This is a genomic window from Streptomyces sp. NBC_01485 (genome assembly GCF_036227125.1).
Lineage (GTDB): Bacteria > Actinomycetota > Actinomycetes > Streptomycetales > Streptomycetaceae > Streptomyces.
The window spans coordinates 7,564,034-7,580,583 of the sequence record NZ_CP109435.1; the positions used below are offsets into that span (position 1 = coordinate 7,564,034).

The 16,550-nt window shown below is 70.6% G+C and carries 13 protein-coding genes and 1 pseudogene; 7 read left to right on the forward strand and 7 right to left on the reverse strand.

Annotated features, from left to right (window positions below; genetic code table 11):
• Positions 1-26: 26 nt before the first annotated feature.
• Positions 27-845 carry a GntR family transcriptional regulator gene (locus OG352_RS33510; protein WP_329222108.1) on the forward strand — a complete coding sequence of 273 codons (819 nt, stop codon included), beginning with the start codon at positions 27-29 and terminating at the stop codon, positions 843-845.
• Between the two features lie 180 nt (positions 846-1,025).
• Here the strand turns inward: OG352_RS33510 and OG352_RS33515 are convergent, their stop codons facing one another.
• Positions 1,026-1,799: a hypothetical protein gene (locus OG352_RS33515; RefSeq protein ID WP_329222110.1), complete on the reverse strand. Its 774-nt coding sequence runs from the start codon at positions 1,797-1,799 to the stop codon at positions 1,026-1,028.
• 149 nt (positions 1,800-1,948) lie between these two features.
• Entirely contained in the window at positions 1,949-3,631 is a 1,683-nt protein-coding gene (locus OG352_RS33520; RefSeq protein ID WP_329222111.1) for a PucR family transcriptional regulator, read from the reverse strand.
• Between the two features lie 345 nt (positions 3,632-3,976).
• Between OG352_RS33520 and OG352_RS33525 the strand changes: the two genes are divergently transcribed.
• The 5 genes and pseudogenes from OG352_RS33525 to OG352_RS33545 all read left to right on the forward strand — a co-directional run bounded on the left by OG352_RS33525 (position 3,977) and on the right by OG352_RS33545 (position 9,761).
• Positions 3,977-4,870, forward strand: coding sequence for an FAD binding domain-containing protein (locus OG352_RS33525; RefSeq protein WP_329222113.1), 894 nt, complete (start codon positions 3,977-3,979; stop codon positions 4,868-4,870).
• On the forward strand, positions 4,867-5,508 hold the full coding sequence (locus OG352_RS33530) for a 2Fe-2S iron-sulfur cluster-binding protein (protein ID WP_329222114.1): 642 nt from the start codon (positions 4,867-4,869) through the stop codon (positions 5,506-5,508). The genes OG352_RS33525 and OG352_RS33530 overlap by 4 nt, the downstream gene beginning before the upstream one ends.
• A 2-nt stretch (positions 5,509-5,510) precedes the next feature.
• The gene (locus tag OG352_RS33535; protein ID WP_329222115.1) at positions 5,511-7,919 is read left to right on the forward strand and encodes a xanthine dehydrogenase family protein molybdopterin-binding subunit; all 2,409 of its coding nucleotides are present in this window, start codon (positions 5,511-5,513) and stop codon (positions 7,917-7,919) included.
• A gap of 118 nt (positions 7,920-8,037) precedes the next feature.
• Positions 8,038-8,385: pseudogene (locus OG352_RS33540) on the forward strand (NCS2 family permease); the annotation flags it as partial.
• 197 nt (positions 8,386-8,582) lie between these two features.
• The gene (locus OG352_RS33545; RefSeq protein ID WP_329222117.1) at positions 8,583-9,761 is read left to right on the forward strand and encodes an XdhC family protein; all 1,179 of its coding nucleotides are present in this window, start codon (positions 8,583-8,585) and stop codon (positions 9,759-9,761) included.
• On the opposite strand, the gene OG352_RS33550 is transcribed toward OG352_RS33545, so the two are convergent.
• The 5 genes from OG352_RS33550 to OG352_RS33570 all read right to left on the reverse strand — a co-directional run bounded on the left by OG352_RS33550 (position 9,713) and on the right by OG352_RS33570 (position 15,511).
• On the reverse strand, positions 9,713-11,023 hold the full coding sequence (locus OG352_RS33550) for a lanthionine synthetase LanC family protein (protein ID WP_329222119.1): 1,311 nt from the start codon (positions 11,021-11,023) through the stop codon (positions 9,713-9,715). The two genes, OG352_RS33545 and OG352_RS33550, sit on opposite strands and share 49 nt — an antisense overlap.
• Positions 11,024-11,078: 55 nt before the next feature.
• Positions 11,079-11,519, reverse strand: coding sequence for an SRPBCC family protein (locus OG352_RS33555; protein ID WP_329222121.1), 441 nt, complete (start codon positions 11,517-11,519; stop codon positions 11,079-11,081).
• A gap of 94 nt (positions 11,520-11,613) precedes the next feature.
• The gene (locus OG352_RS33560) at positions 11,614-12,396 is read right to left on the reverse strand and encodes a polysaccharide deacetylase family protein (RefSeq protein WP_443072516.1); all 783 of its coding nucleotides are present in this window, start codon (positions 12,394-12,396) and stop codon (positions 11,614-11,616) included.
• 109 nt (positions 12,397-12,505) lie between these two features.
• Positions 12,506-13,954 (reverse strand): family 43 glycosylhydrolase, encoded by a 1,449-nt coding sequence (locus tag OG352_RS33565; RefSeq protein WP_329222123.1) that lies wholly within the window; start codon positions 13,952-13,954, stop codon positions 12,506-12,508.
• Positions 13,955-14,020: 66 nt separating this feature from the next.
• Positions 14,021-15,511 carry a family 43 glycosylhydrolase gene (locus OG352_RS33570; RefSeq protein ID WP_329222124.1) on the reverse strand — a complete coding sequence of 497 codons (1,491 nt, stop codon included), beginning with the start codon at positions 15,509-15,511 and terminating at the stop codon, positions 14,021-14,023.
• Between the two features lie 466 nt (positions 15,512-15,977).
• On the opposite strand from OG352_RS33570, the gene OG352_RS33575 reads away from it, so the two are divergent.
• Positions 15,978-16,340: a DUF5132 domain-containing protein gene (locus tag OG352_RS33575; protein ID WP_329222125.1), complete on the forward strand. Its 363-nt coding sequence runs from the start codon at positions 15,978-15,980 to the stop codon at positions 16,338-16,340.
• Positions 16,341-16,550 lie beyond the last annotated feature (210 nt).

The window sequence follows — 16,550 nt, forward strand, 5'->3', positions numbered from 1 at the left end:
GTACCGACAAGGCCGGAGGAGACCCCGTGGAGCAGAGTGCGCAGGGCTCCACGAGTACGGGAACTCCGGCCGGGCCGGGGGGCGACGGCCGTGCTGTCCGGGTGCCGGCGCAGTCGCGCGCCGGGTTCGGGGAGGGCGCGGACCGTGAGCGGTGCGGGCCGACGGGCGACGCGCGCGGCGAGCACACGCACAGCGAGATCCCCATCCCGCGTCCCCGGCCGGTCGTCCAGCGTGCCTCGGTGCGCGGTCAGATCCTCGACGCCCTGCGCACCGCGCTCGTCGCCGGGGAACTGCGGCCGGGCGAGGTGTACTCGGCGCCGGTGCTCGGGGACCGCTTCGGCGTCTCCGCGACGCCGGTCCGGGAGGCGATGCAGCAGCTCGCGCTGGAGGGCGCCGTCGAGGTCGTCCCCAACCGGGGGTTCCGGGTGATCGTGCGGGGCACGCGCGAACTCGCCGAACTGGCCGAGGTGCGGGCGCTGATCGAGGTTCCCGTGATGCTGCGGCTGGCCCGTACGGTGCCTGCCGAGAGGTGGGCGGAGCTGCGGCCCCTCGCCGAGGCGAGCATGTGCGCGGCGGCCTCCGGCTGTCCGGTCACGTACGCGGAGGCCGACCGTGTCTTCCACCGGTCGATGCTCGCGCTCTCCGGCAACGAGCAGTTGGCCGGGATCGCCGAGGATCTGCATCGGCGGTCGCAGTGGCCGCTGGTCGGCGGGGCCGTCTCGCGCGGACGCGCCGATCTCGTGGCGGACGCGACGGAGCACGTGGCTCTGCTGGAGGCGTTGACGGTGCGGGACTTGGACGGGGTGCGGGCGCTGGTGCGTGGGCACTTCGCCGGCGCGGCCTGAACCGGGTTCGTGGCCCGCGCCTGTTGGTGGCGTCCCCCGGGGGCTGCGCCCCCAGACCCCCGCTATCGGCCCTGAAGGGGCCTCGTCCTCAATCTCCCCCAGAGGGGGACCCCCAACGGGCTGAAGGGCACTGACCGGCGCTGAAAGTGTGCCGCCGGCCAGCCCCTGTGCCACTGCCCCCTATACCGCTGCCGGCGGTGGCGCCAACTGCCTTGTCAGCCAGGTTGGTACGCCGCCCAGGAGACGGAACAGGCGGCGGGCCTCCTCCCGTAGGCGGGAGGCTTCCGGCTCGGTTTCTGCGTCTGCGAGTGAGGCGAGGGCCGGGGCGGTGCCCACCAGGTAGCCCAACTCCTCGCGGATGCGGAGGGATTCGGCGAAGCCGTGGCGGGCCTCTGCCATCTCGCCCTCGCGTAGGGCCAGTCCGGCCAGATGGCGCCAGGTGAAGGACAGCAGCAGGGAGTCCGAGTGCGCCGCGGCCGCCGTGTGGGCGCGGCGGTAGGCGGCCCGCGCGGCCTGCGGGGAGCGGGCGATGTTCTCCGCGAGCAGGCCCCGGCGGAAGTCCAGGAGCGCCCGGCCCTGCGCGTCCGGCGGGATCAGCGCCGCCGCCCGGCCGAGCGCGGCCCGTGCCTCGTCCACCCGGTCGCGCACCCCGTGCACCGTGGCCGCGTAGGCAAGTTGCCCGCGTTCACAAGCGGCGGCGCCCCGCTCCTCGTCGTCGTGGGCCAGTGCCTCCGCCGTGCGCAGCGCGTCCTCGGCGTCCTGCCAGCCCTGCTCGGTGTACAGGCACCGTTCCACGAGCAGTGCGGCCCGCTGGATCGCGCCCGGCGCCGTGTCGGGCGGGACCAGTGCCGCCGCGTCGGACCAGCAGGCCCGCGAGCGCAGCCGCCAGACCGCGGTCTGGAGGGGGTCGTCACCTGAGGTCGTTCCGGTACCGGACATGGCGGTGTACGCCACGTTGCCCTCCCCGAGCGCGCCGTCGAGCTTTGAGTGGTGGCCGCATCTCAGCACGAATCCCAGCACCGGGCCAAGGGGGCGGGTGAAGTATTTCACAAAGTCGTGGGGCTCTCCGGCCCGAGCCGGCCCCAGCCGGTGTGCGCCTGTCGTCAACTCATCCTTAGCGCCAGGAAGAAGTCCAGCTTGTCTTCGAGGCGTGACAGGTCACGGCTCGTCAACTGCTCGATGCGTCCGACCCGGTAGCGCAGTGTGTTGACGTGCAGGTGCAGGCGGGCGGCGCACCGGGTCCACGAACCGTCACATGCGAGGAACGCCTCCAGCGTCGGGATCAACTCGGCGCGGTGGCGTCGGTCGTAGTCGCGCAGAGGGTCCAGGAGGCGCGCGGTGAACGCTCTGCGGACGTCGTCCGGGACGAACGGCAGCAGCAGTACGTGCGAGGCCAGCTCCTGGTGCCCGGCCGCGCACACCCGCCCCGGGCGGGCGGCGGCCACCCGCCTCGCGTGCCGTGCCTCCTCCAGCGCCCCGCGCAACCCCTCCGCCGAATGCACGGCCGCGCTGACGCCCAGCGTGAGCCGGCCGTCGCCGTCCAGCCCCGACGACAGCGGTTCCCGTACGGCCGTCAGGAGCGCGTCGGCGAGGACGCCGTTCTCGGAGCCGTCGTGCTCGGTCGACACCGCCGGCAGGGGTACCAGGGCGATGGCCTCGTCGCCGGTGTGGGCGACGGCGATGCGGTCGGAGGGCTCCGGGCCGGTGGCGAGCGGGTCGACGAGGATCTCCTCCAGCAGCGACTGGGCGACCGGGCCGGCCTCCAGGTCTCCGTCCTGCCACTCGACGCGGGCCACGACCACCTGCCACTGCGGGGCGGCCCCCAGGCCCGGCAGCAGCACCGGCGCGGCCACCCGCAGGCGGGCCGCGATCTCCGCCGGGGCCGCGCCCGTCTGGACCAGCTCCAGCACCTCCTGCGCCAGGCGCCTGCGCACCGTGCGCGCGGCGTCCCGGCGCTCGCGTTCGACAGCGATGAGCTGGGTGACGCCCTGGAGCAGGTCGAGGCGTTCGTCCGCCCACTCCCCGGCGTCGGCCTCGACGGCCAGCAGCCAGTCCGACAGCACGCTCTCGCGCACATCCCGACCGGCGTGCGGGGTGCGCGGGGAGCGGCCGCCGCTGCGGATCGGGAACAGCGAGTACGTCGTCTGGCCCAGCAGCACCCGGTGCGGTCCGCGCCGGCCCGTGCGGACGGCCGCCAGATGCTCCGCGGCGAGCTTCGGGCACGCCTCGGGCGGCAGGCCCGGCCCCGCCGCCTTGGGGCCCGCGATGAGCCGGCCGGTGGGGGACAGGACCCAGGCGCGCAGGTCCAGGTCGGAGCCGAGCAGATCCAGGACGACGTCCGGGCCGCCGCCCGCCGGGCCCGAGGTCATCATCCGGCGGTGCCGGTCCACGACGGCCGCGAGGTCCCCGGCGCGCTCGCCGGACACCTGCCGTACGACGTGCTCGGTGATCGCCGCGAAGGCCACCGACTCGTGCACCGCGAACAGCGGGAGCCGGTGCCGGGCACAGGCCGCGACCAGATCCTCCGGGACGTTGCCCAGCTCCGCCTCGCCGGCCCCGAGCGCGGTCACCCCGGCCTGCGCCAGGATCCGTACGAACGGCTCGGAGTCCGCCGCGTCCCGGCGCCACGCCAGGCCCGTCAGCACCAGCTCGCCGCCGGAGAGGTAGCGGCTGGGGTCCCGCAGGTCGGTGGTCATGACACCCCGCACCGTGCGGTCCAGCTCGTCCTCGCCGCCGAGGAGCCTGAGGCCCAGCGCATCGGTGTCCAGCAGTGCGCGCAGCCGCATCTCGTCGCCGCCGTTCTGTGTCTCGAAAACTACGATGATGGGTGAAGGAGGTGGCGGGAAGCATCCGCCGGACGGTCACGAACCGCATTCTTCGACTGCCAGACCGTTTCCTACGTTTCCACAGGAAAACGAAGGGGTTACCGATGGCATACGTTCATACGAATCTACAAGATGCCCCGGTCGACCAGCCAACTCCTTCATGGTTTCCGTGACTGACCCGGTCGGCGCGAGGCGCTGTGTACTGGCCTCACCCCATGTGAACAGGACATGAGCGAGCCGGGCCCGCCGCACCCGATTCTGGCTTGATCGATACGACTCACGAGACGAAGAAGAAGAGAGCCGTTCATGGACTTCCTTCGCCCCGCCAGCTGGGAGGAGGCGCTCGCCGCCAAGGCCGAGCACCCCACCGCTGTGCCGATCGCGGGCGGCACCGACGTGATGGTCGAGATCAACTTCGACCACCGCCGGCCCGAGTACCTGCTCGACCTCACCCGGGTCGGTGACCTCTACGAGTGGGAGGTCGGCGAGGACAGCGTGCGGCTCGGCGCCTCCGTCCCGTACACCCGGATCATGGAGAACCTGCGCGCCGAGCTGCCGGGCCTCGCCCTCGCCTCGCACACCGTGGCCTCCCCGCAGATCCGCAACCGGGGCGGCGTCGGCGGCAACCTCGGCACCGCCTCCCCGGCCGGCGACGCCCACCCCGCCCTGCTGGCGGCCGGCGCCGAGGTCGAGGCCGAGTCGGTGCGCGGGACGCGGCTCATCCCGATCGACGACTTCTACACCGGCGTGAAGCGCAACGCGCTCGCCCCCGACGAGCTGATCCGCGCCGTGCACGTCAAGAAGGCCGACGGCCCGCAGCAGTACTCCAAGGTGGGCACCCGCAACGCCATGGTCATCGCCGTGTGCGCCTTCGGCCTCGCGCTGCACCCGCGGACCCGCACCGTCCGCACCGGCATCGGCTCGGCCGCCCCGACCCCCGTCCGGGCCAGGACCGCCGAGGAGTTCCTGACCGCGGCGCTCGAAGAGGGCGGTTTCTGGGACAACGGAAAGATCATCACCCCGTCGGTCGCCAAGCAGTTCGCGGACCTGTGCGCCGCCGCCTGCAACCCGATCGACGACGTCCGGGGGACGGCGAGCTACCGCCGTCACGCGGTGGGCATCATGGCCCGCCGCACGCTGACCTGGACCTGGGAGTCGTACCGCGGCACCGCCGCCCGCCCGGAGGGAGTCGCGTCATGAGGGTCAACTTCACCGTCAACGGACGTCCGCAGGAAGCCGACGACGTGTGGGAGGGCGAGTCCCTGCTGTACGTGCTGCGGGAGCGGATGGGCCTGCCCGGCTCCAAGAACGCCTGCGAGCAGGGTGAGTGCGGCTCGTGCACGGTCCGGCTCGACGGCGTCCCGGTGTGTGCGTGCCTGGTCGCCGCCGGTCAGGCGCAGGGCCGCGACGTCGTGACCGTCGAGGGGCTCGCGGACTACGCCCGGCAGCGGGCATGCGGTCCGCGAAACTGTGACACTTCAGCGAAAAGTGTCACAGTTTCGCCGGCCGAGGCCCGGACCCGGCAGGCCGAGCCGACCGATTCCCCGACCGATTCCCCGACCGATTCCCCGACCGATTCCCCGACCGACTCCCAGACCGGCGAGGGCGCCGAACTCGCCCCGATCCAGCAGGCGTTCATCGACGCCGGAGCCGTCCAGTGCGGCTTCTGCACCCCGGGACTGCTGGTCGCCGCCGACGAGATGCTGGAGCGCAACCCCAACCCGACCGACGCGGACATCCGCGAGGCGCTCTCGGGCAACCTGTGCCGCTGCACCGGCTACGAGAAGATCATGGACGCGGTCCGCCTGGCGGCCGCCCGGCAGGAAGAGGCGGTCTGACCATGCCTGCCGACACACCCACCAACAGCGCTCCCCTCGGCACTCCCACCAAGGTCACCCAGGGTTCCCGGACCAAGGGCGGCATCGGCGAGTCCACGCTCCGCCCGGACGGCACCCTCAAGGTCACCGGTGAGTTCGCGTACTCCTCCGACCTGTGGCACGAGGACATGCTCTGGGGCCAGATCCTGCGCTCCACGGTCGCCCACGCCGAGATCGTCTCGATCGACACGGTCGAGGCGCTGAAGACCCCGGGCGTCTACGCCGTCATGACGTACGACGACCTGCCGACCGAGGTGAAGAACTACGGCCTGGAGATCCGGGACACCCCGGTCCTCGCCCACGGCAAGGTACGCCACCACGGCGAACCCGTCGCGATCGTCGCCGCCGACCACCCGGAGACGGCCCGCCGCGCCGCCGCCAAGATCAAGGTGGAGTACCGCGAACTGCCCGTCATCACCGACGAGGCCTCCGCGACCGCGCCGGACGCGATCCTGATCCACGAGAACCGCGCCGACCACCACAGCGGCCACGTCCCGCACCCGAACATCGTCCACCGCCAGCCGATCATCCGCGGCGACGCCACCGAGGCCGCCCGGCGCGCAGACGTCGTCGTCAGGGGCGAATACACCTTCGGCATGCAGGACCAGGCCTTCCTCGGCCCGGAGTCCGGCCTCGCCGTGCCGGAGGAGGACGGCGGCGTCCACCTCTACATCGCCACCCAGTGGCTGCACTCCGACCTGTGGCAGATCGCGCCCGTCCTCGGCCTGCCCGAGGACAAGGTGCGGATGACGCTGGCGGGCGTCGGCGGCGCGTTCGGCGGCCGCGAGGACCTGTCGATGCAGATCCACGCCTGCTTGCTGGCGCTGCGGACGGGGAAGCCCGTCAAGATCGTCTACAACCGTTTCGAGTCCTTCTTCGGCCACGTCCACCGCCACCCGGCCAAGCTGTACTACGAGCACGGGGCCACCCACGACGGCAGACTCACCCATGTGAAGTGCCGGATCGTCCTCGACGGCGGCGCGTACGCCTCCTCCTCCCCGGCGGTCGTCGGCAACGCCGCCTCGCTCTCCGTCGGCCCGTACGCCGTGGACGACGTCGACGTCGACGCCATCGCTCTCTACACCAACAACCCGCCCTGCGGCGCGATGCGCGGCTTCGGCGCGGTCCAGGCGTGCTTCGCCTACGAGGCGCAGATGGACAAGGTGGCGAAGGAACTGGGCCTGGACCCGGTGGAGTTCAGGCAGCGCAACGCGATGGAGCAGGGCACCCTGCTGCCGACCGGGCAGGCGGTCGACTCCCCGGCGCCGGTCGCCGAACTCCTGCGCCGCGTCAAGGCGATGCCGCTGCCGCCGGAACGCCAGTGGGAGAGCAGCGAGGGCGCTGACGTACGGCAGTTGCCCGGCGGTCTGTCCAACACCACGCACGGCGAAGGCGTCGTACGCGGCATCGGTTACGCGGTCGGCATCAAGAACGCCGGCTTCTCCGAGGGCTTCGACGACTACTCGACCGCCCGGGTCCGGATGGAGGTCATCGCCGGCGAGCCCGTCGCGACCGTCCACACGGCCATGGCGGAGGTCGGCCAGGGCGGTATCACCGTCCACGCGCAGATCGCCCGCACCGAACTGGGCGTCGCGCAGGTCACCATCGTCCCGGCGGACACGCGGGTGGGCAGCGCCGGTTCGACGTCGGCCTCCCGGCAGACGTACGTCACCGGCGGCGCCGTCAAGAACTCCTGCGAGCTCGTCCGGGAGAAGGTCCTGGAGCTCGGGCGCCGCAGGTTCGGCTCCTACCACCCGGCCTGGGCGACCGCCGAACTGCTCCTGGAAGGCGGCAAGGTCGTCACCGACGGCGGTGAGGTCCTCGCCCACCTGGTCGACGTGCTCGAAGGGGAGGCCGTCGAGGTCGAGGCCGAGTGGCGGCACCGGCCGACCGAGCCGTTCGACCTGCGCACCGGGCAGGGCTTCGGACACGTCCAGTACACATTCGCCGCGCACCGCGCCGTCGTCGAGGTCGACACCGAACTCGGCCTGGTCAAGGTGATCGAGCTGGCCTGCGCGCAGGACGTCGGAAAGGCGCTGAACCCGCTGTCCGTGATCGGTCAGATCCAGGGCGGCACGATCCAGGGGCTGGGCGTGGCGGTCATGGAGGAGATCATCGTCGACCCGAAGACGGCGAAGGTCCGCAACCCCTCCTTCACGGACTACCTGATCCCCACGATCCTCGACACGCCGACCATCCCCGTCGACGTGCTCGAACTCGCCGACGACCACGCCCCCTACGGGCTCCGTGGCATCGGCGAGGCGCCCACCCTGTCCTCGACCCCGGCCGTCCTCGCGGCGATCCGGAACGCGACCGGGCTGGAACTCAACCGCACGCCGGTACGGCCCGAGCACCTGACGGGCACCGCGTAACTCCCGGCGCTGCAAGGCAAGTTCGTCGAACCTCACGTGCGTCGACTCATGTTCGTCTCGGGCCGTCCCCCGGGTCGTGCACCTTCCCAAACCCCATTGAACCTTGGGAGACGGCACCATGACCCAGCAGTCCGTGGAGCCCAGGGCCGTCGCCGGCGACGCGGGTGAAGGCACCCGCGTCCCGGCCGGACGGTCCTGGCTCGACCGGTACTTCCACATTTCCGGACGGGGATCCACGCTCGCGCGCGAAGTGCGCGGCGGCGTCACCACCTTCATGGCGATGGCGTACATCCTTCTGCTCAACCCGCTGATCCTGTCCGGCAAGGACGCGGCCGGGAATACCCTCGGCCAGCAGGCGCTGATCACCGCGACCGCCTTCGCCGCCGCGATCCCGGTCTTCCTGACCGTCGTCGTGATGCCGTTCACCTACAGCATCACCGCCGGTGTCTCCGCGGGCGTCATCTCGTACGTCGCCATCAAGGCCGCCCAGGGCAGGGCGCGGGAGACCGGCGCCTTCATGTGGGGCCTGACGGTCATCTTCCTCGTGTACTTCGCCCTCAACCCGATAGAGAGCTGGCTGGGCGTGCGCTAGCAGGACTCGTAGCAGGTCGTGCACCAGGTCTTGAAAAAGCCTTCCCCACAAACCCGTTAGGAGACCGAGAGATGCTGGACATCGCCGAGGAGCTGAACCGGTGGGTGGAGCAGGGCCGTGACTTCGCCGTCGCCACCGTGGTGGCCGTCGGCGGCAGCGCGCCCCGCCGGCCGGGCGCCGCCCTCGCGGTGGACGCCGACGGCACGGCGATCGGCTCGGTCTCCGGCGGCTGTGTGGAGAGCGCGGTCTACACACTGTGCCAACAGGCCCTGGAAGACGGGGAGTCGGTCCTCGAACGCTTCGGCTACAGCGACGACGACGCCTTCGCCGTCGGACTCACCTGCGGCGGGATCATCGACATCCTCATCACCCCGGTACGGGTCGGCGACCCCGTCCGCCCGGTGATCGCGGCTGCCGTCGAGGCCGCCGCCGACGGCCGGGCCGCCGCGCTCGCGCGGATCGTGACCGGCCCGGCGGACCTCGTCGGCCGCGCGCTCCTCGTCCACACCGACAGAAGTCACCACGACGGTTCCTGCGACGGCGGCCATGAGGGTGGCTTCGGCGCCCATCCCGGGCTGGACCGCACGGTCGCCGCCGAGGCCACCGCCTTCCTCGACGCCGGTCGCACCGGCACCCTGGAGATCGGCGAACAGGGCTCCCGCTGCGGGGCCCCGCTCACGGTCCTCGTCGAGTCGTCCGTCCCCGCGCCCCGGATGATCGTGTTCGGCGCGATCGACTTCGCGTCGGCGCTGGTACGGGTCGGCAAGTTCCTCGACTACCACGTCACGGTGTGCGACGCGCGCCCCGTCTTCGCGACCAGGGCCCGCTTCCCGGAAGCCGACGAGGTCATCGTCGACTGGCCGCACCGCTACCTGGAGCGCACCGAGGTGGACGCGCGGACCGTCCTGTGCGTCCTCACCCACGACGCCAAGTTCGACGTCCCCCTGCTCCGGCTGGCGCTGCGCCTCCCGGTCGCCTACGTCGGCGCGATGGGCTCCCGCCGCACTCACCTCGACCGCAACGCCCGACTGCGCGAAGTCGGCGTCACCGAGCTGGAGTTGGCCCGACTGCGCTCACCCATCGGCCTCGACCTGGGCGCCCGCACACCCGAGGAGACGGCACTGTCGATCGCCGCGGAGATCGTCGCCAACCGGCGAGGCGGCAGCGGCATCCCCCTCACCGGGGCCCACACGCCGATCCATCACGACGCGACGTCGATGCCCGCCGGCCGGATCGGCTCGGTGGCCTGAGTAGCCGCCAAGCGCACGGCCGGCTGATCGGGCCAGGTGAACGCGTAACGCCGGTCACCGCCCTTGCTCAGCCGCAGGTAGCGCAGCAGTTCACGCACGATGCCCGCGTTGCCCATCGCCCACCCGGTCTCCGGTTCGAGGTCGCCCGGAGCGGGCCGGTGCGCGACGTTGGACCAGCGCGCACCTTCGGCGTCCCGGGTCGCGTGCGAGGCGAGATCCGCGACGAGGATCCGGGCGAAGTCGCGGGAGTCGGCGGAGTCGGGGGAGTCGCCGCGCTCGGCGATCCGGTCGCAGGCCAGTGCCAGCACGCCCGCCGTTCCGCAGCAGCGGCCGTTGTTGTCCCAGAAACCGGGCCGCAGCCGCTGCGGCAGACCGGAGCGGGTCACGGTGTGCCAGCAGCGGTCGGCGAGCTCCGCCCAGGACGGCTCGCCGAGGACGTCCCGCAGCAGCCGGAAGACCTGGGCGTCGCCGGCCGGGCCGTGACACCAGCCGTAGCTGTGACGCTGGACGATGTCGGGGCGGTGCGGCGGGTCGGAGTGCGGGACGAGGAAGCCCTCCGGGCCGGCCTCGTCACGGGACACGACCTCCGCGACCCCGGCCCGCGCGAGCTCGACGAGATCCGCCCGGCCAGTGTCCGCTCCGACGGCGGCGAGCGCGTACGCGATGCCGAGCGAGCCGTGCGAGATGTGGTGCAGCCGGGACTCGCGGTCGCTGCGCCACTCCCAGGTCACGCCCGCCGCGGTCGGCTCGGCCGTCCGCACGTACGGCTCCAGTGCGCCGATCGCCGACTCGGCGTCGCCGCACAGCAACACCCCCAGTCCGATGCCCGCGTTGCCGCCCATCAGCTCGAACAGGTCGCCCCAGCGCGTTCCGTCGAAACGGGACCGCACCCGTGCCAGGGCCCGGTCCGCGGCGGCGTCGGCCGCGCTGTCGCCGAGTTCGCGGTGGACGGCGCGCAGCACGAGGGCGATGCCGGTGAGGCCGAAGTACAGGGAGTCGTCGGAGTGTTCGTCGACGGCGTCCGCGAGACTGCGGGCGGCGCGCAGCGCGGTGTCGGCGTACGCGTCGTCCCCGAAGTGCCGCCAGGCCTCCAGGAGCACGGGGACGATCCCGGCCGTGCCGTTGTAGAGCATCGGGTCGACGTCGTCGTCCGAGGGCCGGACGGGCCAGCCGAGCCCACCGCCCCCGGTGTCCCGCGCCGTGCCCCGCATCCAGCGCAGGGCGTCCACCGAAAGTTCCTCGACCTCGTTCACTCCCGTCATGCGCTCACCCTGGCATGCGGCTACGGTCCCGGAACAAGCAGGGTCACCCGAACAGTCAAGGTCTGCGCAGCAGTTGGTTGACGGTCCGTCCGAACACCGTGCGGGCCGTGGCCTTGAGGAGCGGATCGAGGAGCGACGGCAGGAAACGCAGCCGCAGTTCCTCGCGCCAGATCACGCGGGCCCGCCCGCCCGGCCCCGGCCGTACCTCGATCTCGGCCCAGCCCAGGACGACCCGGCCGCGCTTCTCCAGCCGGCACCGGCCCGGCTCGTCGAGGGCCGGCGGCTGCCAGACGGTCACCTCCATCCGGTCGTCGAAGGCGAACGGGCCGAAACCCGAACGCGCGACGATGACCGTGCCTTCGCCGGTCGGTGGCGGAGTGAGCACGGCGACACGGGTGAGCGGCACCGCATCGCCGTGCCGGGACCACTCCGTCAGCCGACGCCACGCGTCGTCCAGGGAGAGCGGTGCCGTGCGTTCGAGCTGGAAGATGACCACGCAGTGATCGTAGGGAGTCGGGGCTGCCTGGTGGAGGAGCACCCTCCGGCTCACAGGTTCGGCCCGGTCTCCCCGTCTTCCCACCGAGCCCGGGTCAGCGGTAGACCCGCCCCGGCAGGGCCTTCCCGGGCGCCAGTAACTGAGGAACCGTCACAAAAACGAATCCGCGCTCCTTCAGCGCGTCGATGATCCCGGGCACGGCCGGTACGGTCCCGTCGTATATGTCGTGCAGCAGGATGATGCCGTCCCGGTCGGCCTGCGCGAGGACCCGGCGCTCGATCAGCGCGGAGTCGGTCGTCGTGTAGTCCTTGGCGGTCACCGTCCACAGCACCTCGGCGAGGCCGAGCTCGCGGGAGATCTCGTGCACGGTCTCGTTCGTACGGCCCTGCGGCGGGCGCATCAGGGTCGGCCGACGGCCGGTGAGGCGCTCTATCTCGTCGTTGGGGCGGCGGAGCTCCTCGCGTATCTCCTCCGGCGTGATCCGCGTGAGGATCTTGTGGTCCCAGGTGTGGCTGGCCACCTCGTGCCCCTCGGCGGCCATGCGTCTGACCAGCTCCGGGTACTTCTCGATGTGCCGCTCACCCAGCAGGAAGAAGGTCGCCGGGACCTGTTTCTCCTTCAGGATGTCCAGCAGGCGGGCGGAGTTCTCGCTCGGCCCCGCGTCGAAGGTGAGCGCGATGCACTTCGCCTGCCGGCAGTCGACGGCGCCGAAGCGGGCGGCCTGGGTGGCCTGAGTCGTGGGCGTGGTCGCAGGGTCCGCGCGGGCGGCGCTCGGCTGTGTGGTGTCGGCGCCGCCGCAACCGGTCAGCGTGACCGCCAGGCATGCGGCCGCCGCGGCGATGGCGACGGCACGCAACCCGGCCCCCGTGTTCTTCATCTTCCTGGTCAGAGAAGGCATAACGAGACTATACATAGAGTGTATACACCCTATGTATAGTCTCGGCGTCATGCTCGCGTCGTGCCCGCGGTCATGCCCTCTCGCGCCCTCACTGGGCGTAGAACGTCGCGTCCCCCTTGTCCGCCGCCGTGCTCGGCGTCTGCACGTACAGCAGGTAGTCGTAGTGGCGGAGGTAGCGGCCGGCGAAGTTGTACGACTCGTACGAGACTCCCGCCGAGTCGGCGAGTCCGGCGCGCTGGTAGAAGCTCGCGTCGGACGCGAACGCCGAGGTGCCGTCGTTCTTCTCCACCCACGCCTCGAAGTTCTTGTGCCGCAGGTAGTACCCGGGGAAGTTCGCCGACTCCAGCGAGACCGTGCCGCTTCCGGCCAGCCCGGGCACCACCCGGAACTGCGAGTCCGCGAGCGGGCTGACGTTCGCCTCGATACGGCCCCGGAACTCCCAGTGCCGGATGAAACGGTCCGCGTAGTTGTACGAGGAGAAACGCTGCGGGGTGACGCCGTCGGCCACCGGGATGCCGAAGTCGGGCGTGCCGTCGGCCTTCCAGTACACCTTCTGCACACGGGTGCGGCGGTTGGGGTCGTTCAGCGGATCGCCGGTGATGTCCTTGTAGCTGCGGTCGTGGTAGACGAGGACGTCGGACTTTCCGTCCTCGGAGACCGTGAACGAGTTGTGGCCCGGCCCGTACTGCGAGGTCGAGGCGTTCGTGGTGAAGACGGGCTGCGAACCCTTGGTCCAGGACGCCGGGTCGGTCAGGTCGGCCGTCGCGGAGGCGGTCAGCATGCCGAGGCAGTAGTTGGCGTCGGTCGCGCTCGCCGAGTAGGTCATGAAGACCTTGCCGCCGTGCTGGATCAGCGCGGGCCCCTCGTTGACCTTGAAGCCGACCGTTTCCCAGGAGAGCGTCGGCTGTGAGATCTCCGCCGGAGTGCCCTGAATCGTCCAGGGGTTGGCCATCTTCGCGATGAACAGGCTGGTGTTGTTGTTCTCGGACGGGTTGCGCTGAGCCCAGGCGAGATAGCGGACACCGTTGACGACGAAGGTCGTGGAGTCGAGCGAGAAGCTCTGCCAGGTCGTCGTGATCTGGCCCTTCTCGGTCCAGGTCGCGGTGAGCGGGTTGGCGCCGGTGCCTTCGAGGACGTACATCCGGATCGCCCATATGTCGGACGTGGACCCGGCCGCGAAGTACACGTACCACTTGCCGTCGATGAAGTGGATCTCCGGTGCCCAGATGTGGGCGCCCATGACCCCGCTGCTGTGCTTGGTCCAGATGGTGACCTCCTGGGCCGTCGACAGGCCCTGGATGGTCGTCGCCCGGCGCAGCACGATGCGGTCGTACTCGGGGACGGTGGCGGTGAAGTAGTAGAAGCCGTCCGTGTGCTTGAAGATGTGCGGGTCGGCGCGCTTCTCGGCGATCGGGTTGGTGTACGTCACGGCGGGGGAGTCTGGCACGGCGGCCTGGGCGGGGGCGCCCAGTCCGGTCAGGCTGGCCGCGAGGGCGACGAGGACGGCCAGGAGCAGCCGAACGGCGTTGCGACTCAAGAGAGTTCTCCTGATGGGCGGGGAAGTGGAGTGGGGGGAGGGGGAGTTGGGGGGAGAGGGGGTGGCTCAGGTGGTCGGCACGAGGCGCCACTGCTGGCAGTTGTTGTTCAGCCAGGTCCACTGCCGTACGTCGGCGCCGTTCGCGGTGCCGCAGTTCGCGACGTCGGCGACCTTGCCGCTGCCCTCGCCCACGAGCCGGACGTAGTCGCCGCTCGCGGTGAAGACGAGCCGGAAACGCTGGCACTTGTTGTTGAGCCACGACCACTGGCGCAGATCGGCGCCGTCGGCGCTGGAGCAGTCGGCGGTGTCCATCACCCCACCGGTGGCCACGTTCACCAGCCGGCTGGTGTCGTCGGCCTGGTCCTCGATCCGCCACTTCTGGTTGGCCGCGCCGGTGCACGCCCACTGGAAGATGTTCGTGCCGTTGGCGGTGGAACCGTTTTCGACGTCCAGGCACTTGCCGCTGTTGCGGTTGACGAGGGTGTACGACGTCGGGGTCGCCGCCGTCTCGCCGGACGGGCCGGGGAGCGTCGTGCCGAGCGCGACCGGGGTGCCGAAGTTCGGGGTGCCGTCGGCGTTCCAGGTGAACTTCTGGGCGCGGGTGGTCCGCCCGTTGCCGCAGCCGCCGTTCGCGGCGGAGTTGGCGTGGTAGACGATCCAGTTCTCGGTGCCGTCGGGCGAGGTGAAGAAACCGTTGTGGCCCGGACCGTAGACGCTGTTCGCGTCACTGCGCTGGAAGACGGGTGTCTGCTTCTTCGTCCAGGACGCCGGGTTCAGCGGGTCGCTGCCCGTCAGCTCCAGTTGGCCCAGCTTGTAGTCGGGCGTCCCGCAGAAACTCGCGGAGTAGGTGAGGAACGTGCGGCCGTCGTGGTACAGCGGCTCGGGCCCCTCGTTGACGGGTTGGCCCGATGTCTCCCAGCTAAGCGTGGGGCTGGAGATCACCGTGAAAGTGTTGCTGGAAAGGGTGTACGGGTTGCTCATCGGCGCGATGACCAGGCTCTGCGTGCTGCCGTTCACGAATCCGCTTCCGACCAGATACAGGTTGCCGTTGTTCTGCAGCACGGTCGCGTCGATCAGCCAGCCGCCCGGGGCGAGGTTGGAGCCGGTGAGGGAGCCCTTGTAGGTGTAGGGGCCCAGCGGATCCGTGCCGGCGCTCTCCAGGACATGGGTGCGCTGGGAGTCGCAGCAGGAGACCCCGCCCTGCCCGGCCGAGTAGTACATGTACCAGTGGCCGTTGAACTGGTGGATCTCCGGCGCCCAGATGTTGGTGTTGCGGGTCGAGGTGGTGTCCGACCACACCTGCACGGTGGGCGCGGTGGCGAGACCCGCCAGGGTCGGCGACTTGCGTATGCCGAGAACGCCCGTGAACGTCGTGGTGACGAGGTAGTAGTTCCCGTCGTTGTACTCCAGCCAGGGGTCGGCGCCCTTGGCCGACTTCAGCGGGTTGGTGTACGGGCGACCGTCGGCCGCGGCCACCGGCTGGGTCGCCGCCACGAGGGCGAGGAGGAGTGACAACACGCAGACGAGCAGAGATCTGCGGCGGTTCGTGAGAGCCATACAGGACCGTCCCTTGTCCAAAAAATTGCCTGTTCGTGATTTCGAACATGGTTCGCAACTTCGGCCAGAAGATAAAGGGCTCGCATGCCGTCGTCAATGGTTTCGGCAGGTCGTGACCCGGGCGTGAAGTGCGGCGACCTCTGTGTCATCGACCTGCCGTGGGTGGCGCGGACCGTCGGATCGCATCTGTATTTACTGGCCACCTTTCTTCCGTACGCTCCGTGAAATTGCTGGGGAAAGGTGGTCGGCTCGGCCCCTGATCCGGCCTTTACCGCCGGGCCTCGACCTGCTGGTTCAAGCCTGGGGCCTGGCCTGAACCGGTCGGTTTCCTCGGGCCGCATTACTCTTCCGAGTGACGGGACACGTCTCGGCTTGGATTCTGCCCTCGGGGCTCCGATAAGCTGATGCAGGTTCGCAAATGCCGGGGGCAATCAGTTTCGGTCCCCGAAAAGAAGGGGTACGACTCATGCCGCCCGTAGTTCCCCCGTTTCTGATCGGTCTCCTCGCCGCGTCGCTCGCCAAGCGGGTCGTCAAACCGCTGATGCGCGGACTGGTGAAAACGTCGGTGGGCCTGGTGCTCGAAGTGAAACGCGCGGCGCAGGAGGCCGGCGAAGGTCTGCAGGATCTCGCCGCCGAGGTCACCGCCGAAGTCGTCGCGGCCCAGATGGCGGGCGGCGGCCAGTTGGAACCGCAGTCGCAGGCCCAGCCGCAGTCGCAGCCGCAATCGCAGGAGCGGGTGGCGGCTCAGGAAACACCCGTTGCCGATGCCCAGCCCAAGGGGCCCGGCAAGGGGCGCACGCCCGCCGTCGCCACCGGCAAGGCGCACTGAACGCCCACGCCTCAAAGAGAAAAAAGCTCGGGGATCTGCTGAACATGACATTGCTGGTGGGGGCTGCGGCCGCACAGGGGCCTGCCCGGGAGAACACGGAAACGTACTCACTGAGAGTGTGCTCGGCGATTCCCGGACGGCAACGCTGGAAGATTCCCGAAATGGAGGGCAGAAAGCACTTCGCGGAAGTCCTGGAAACCGTTCTCGGAA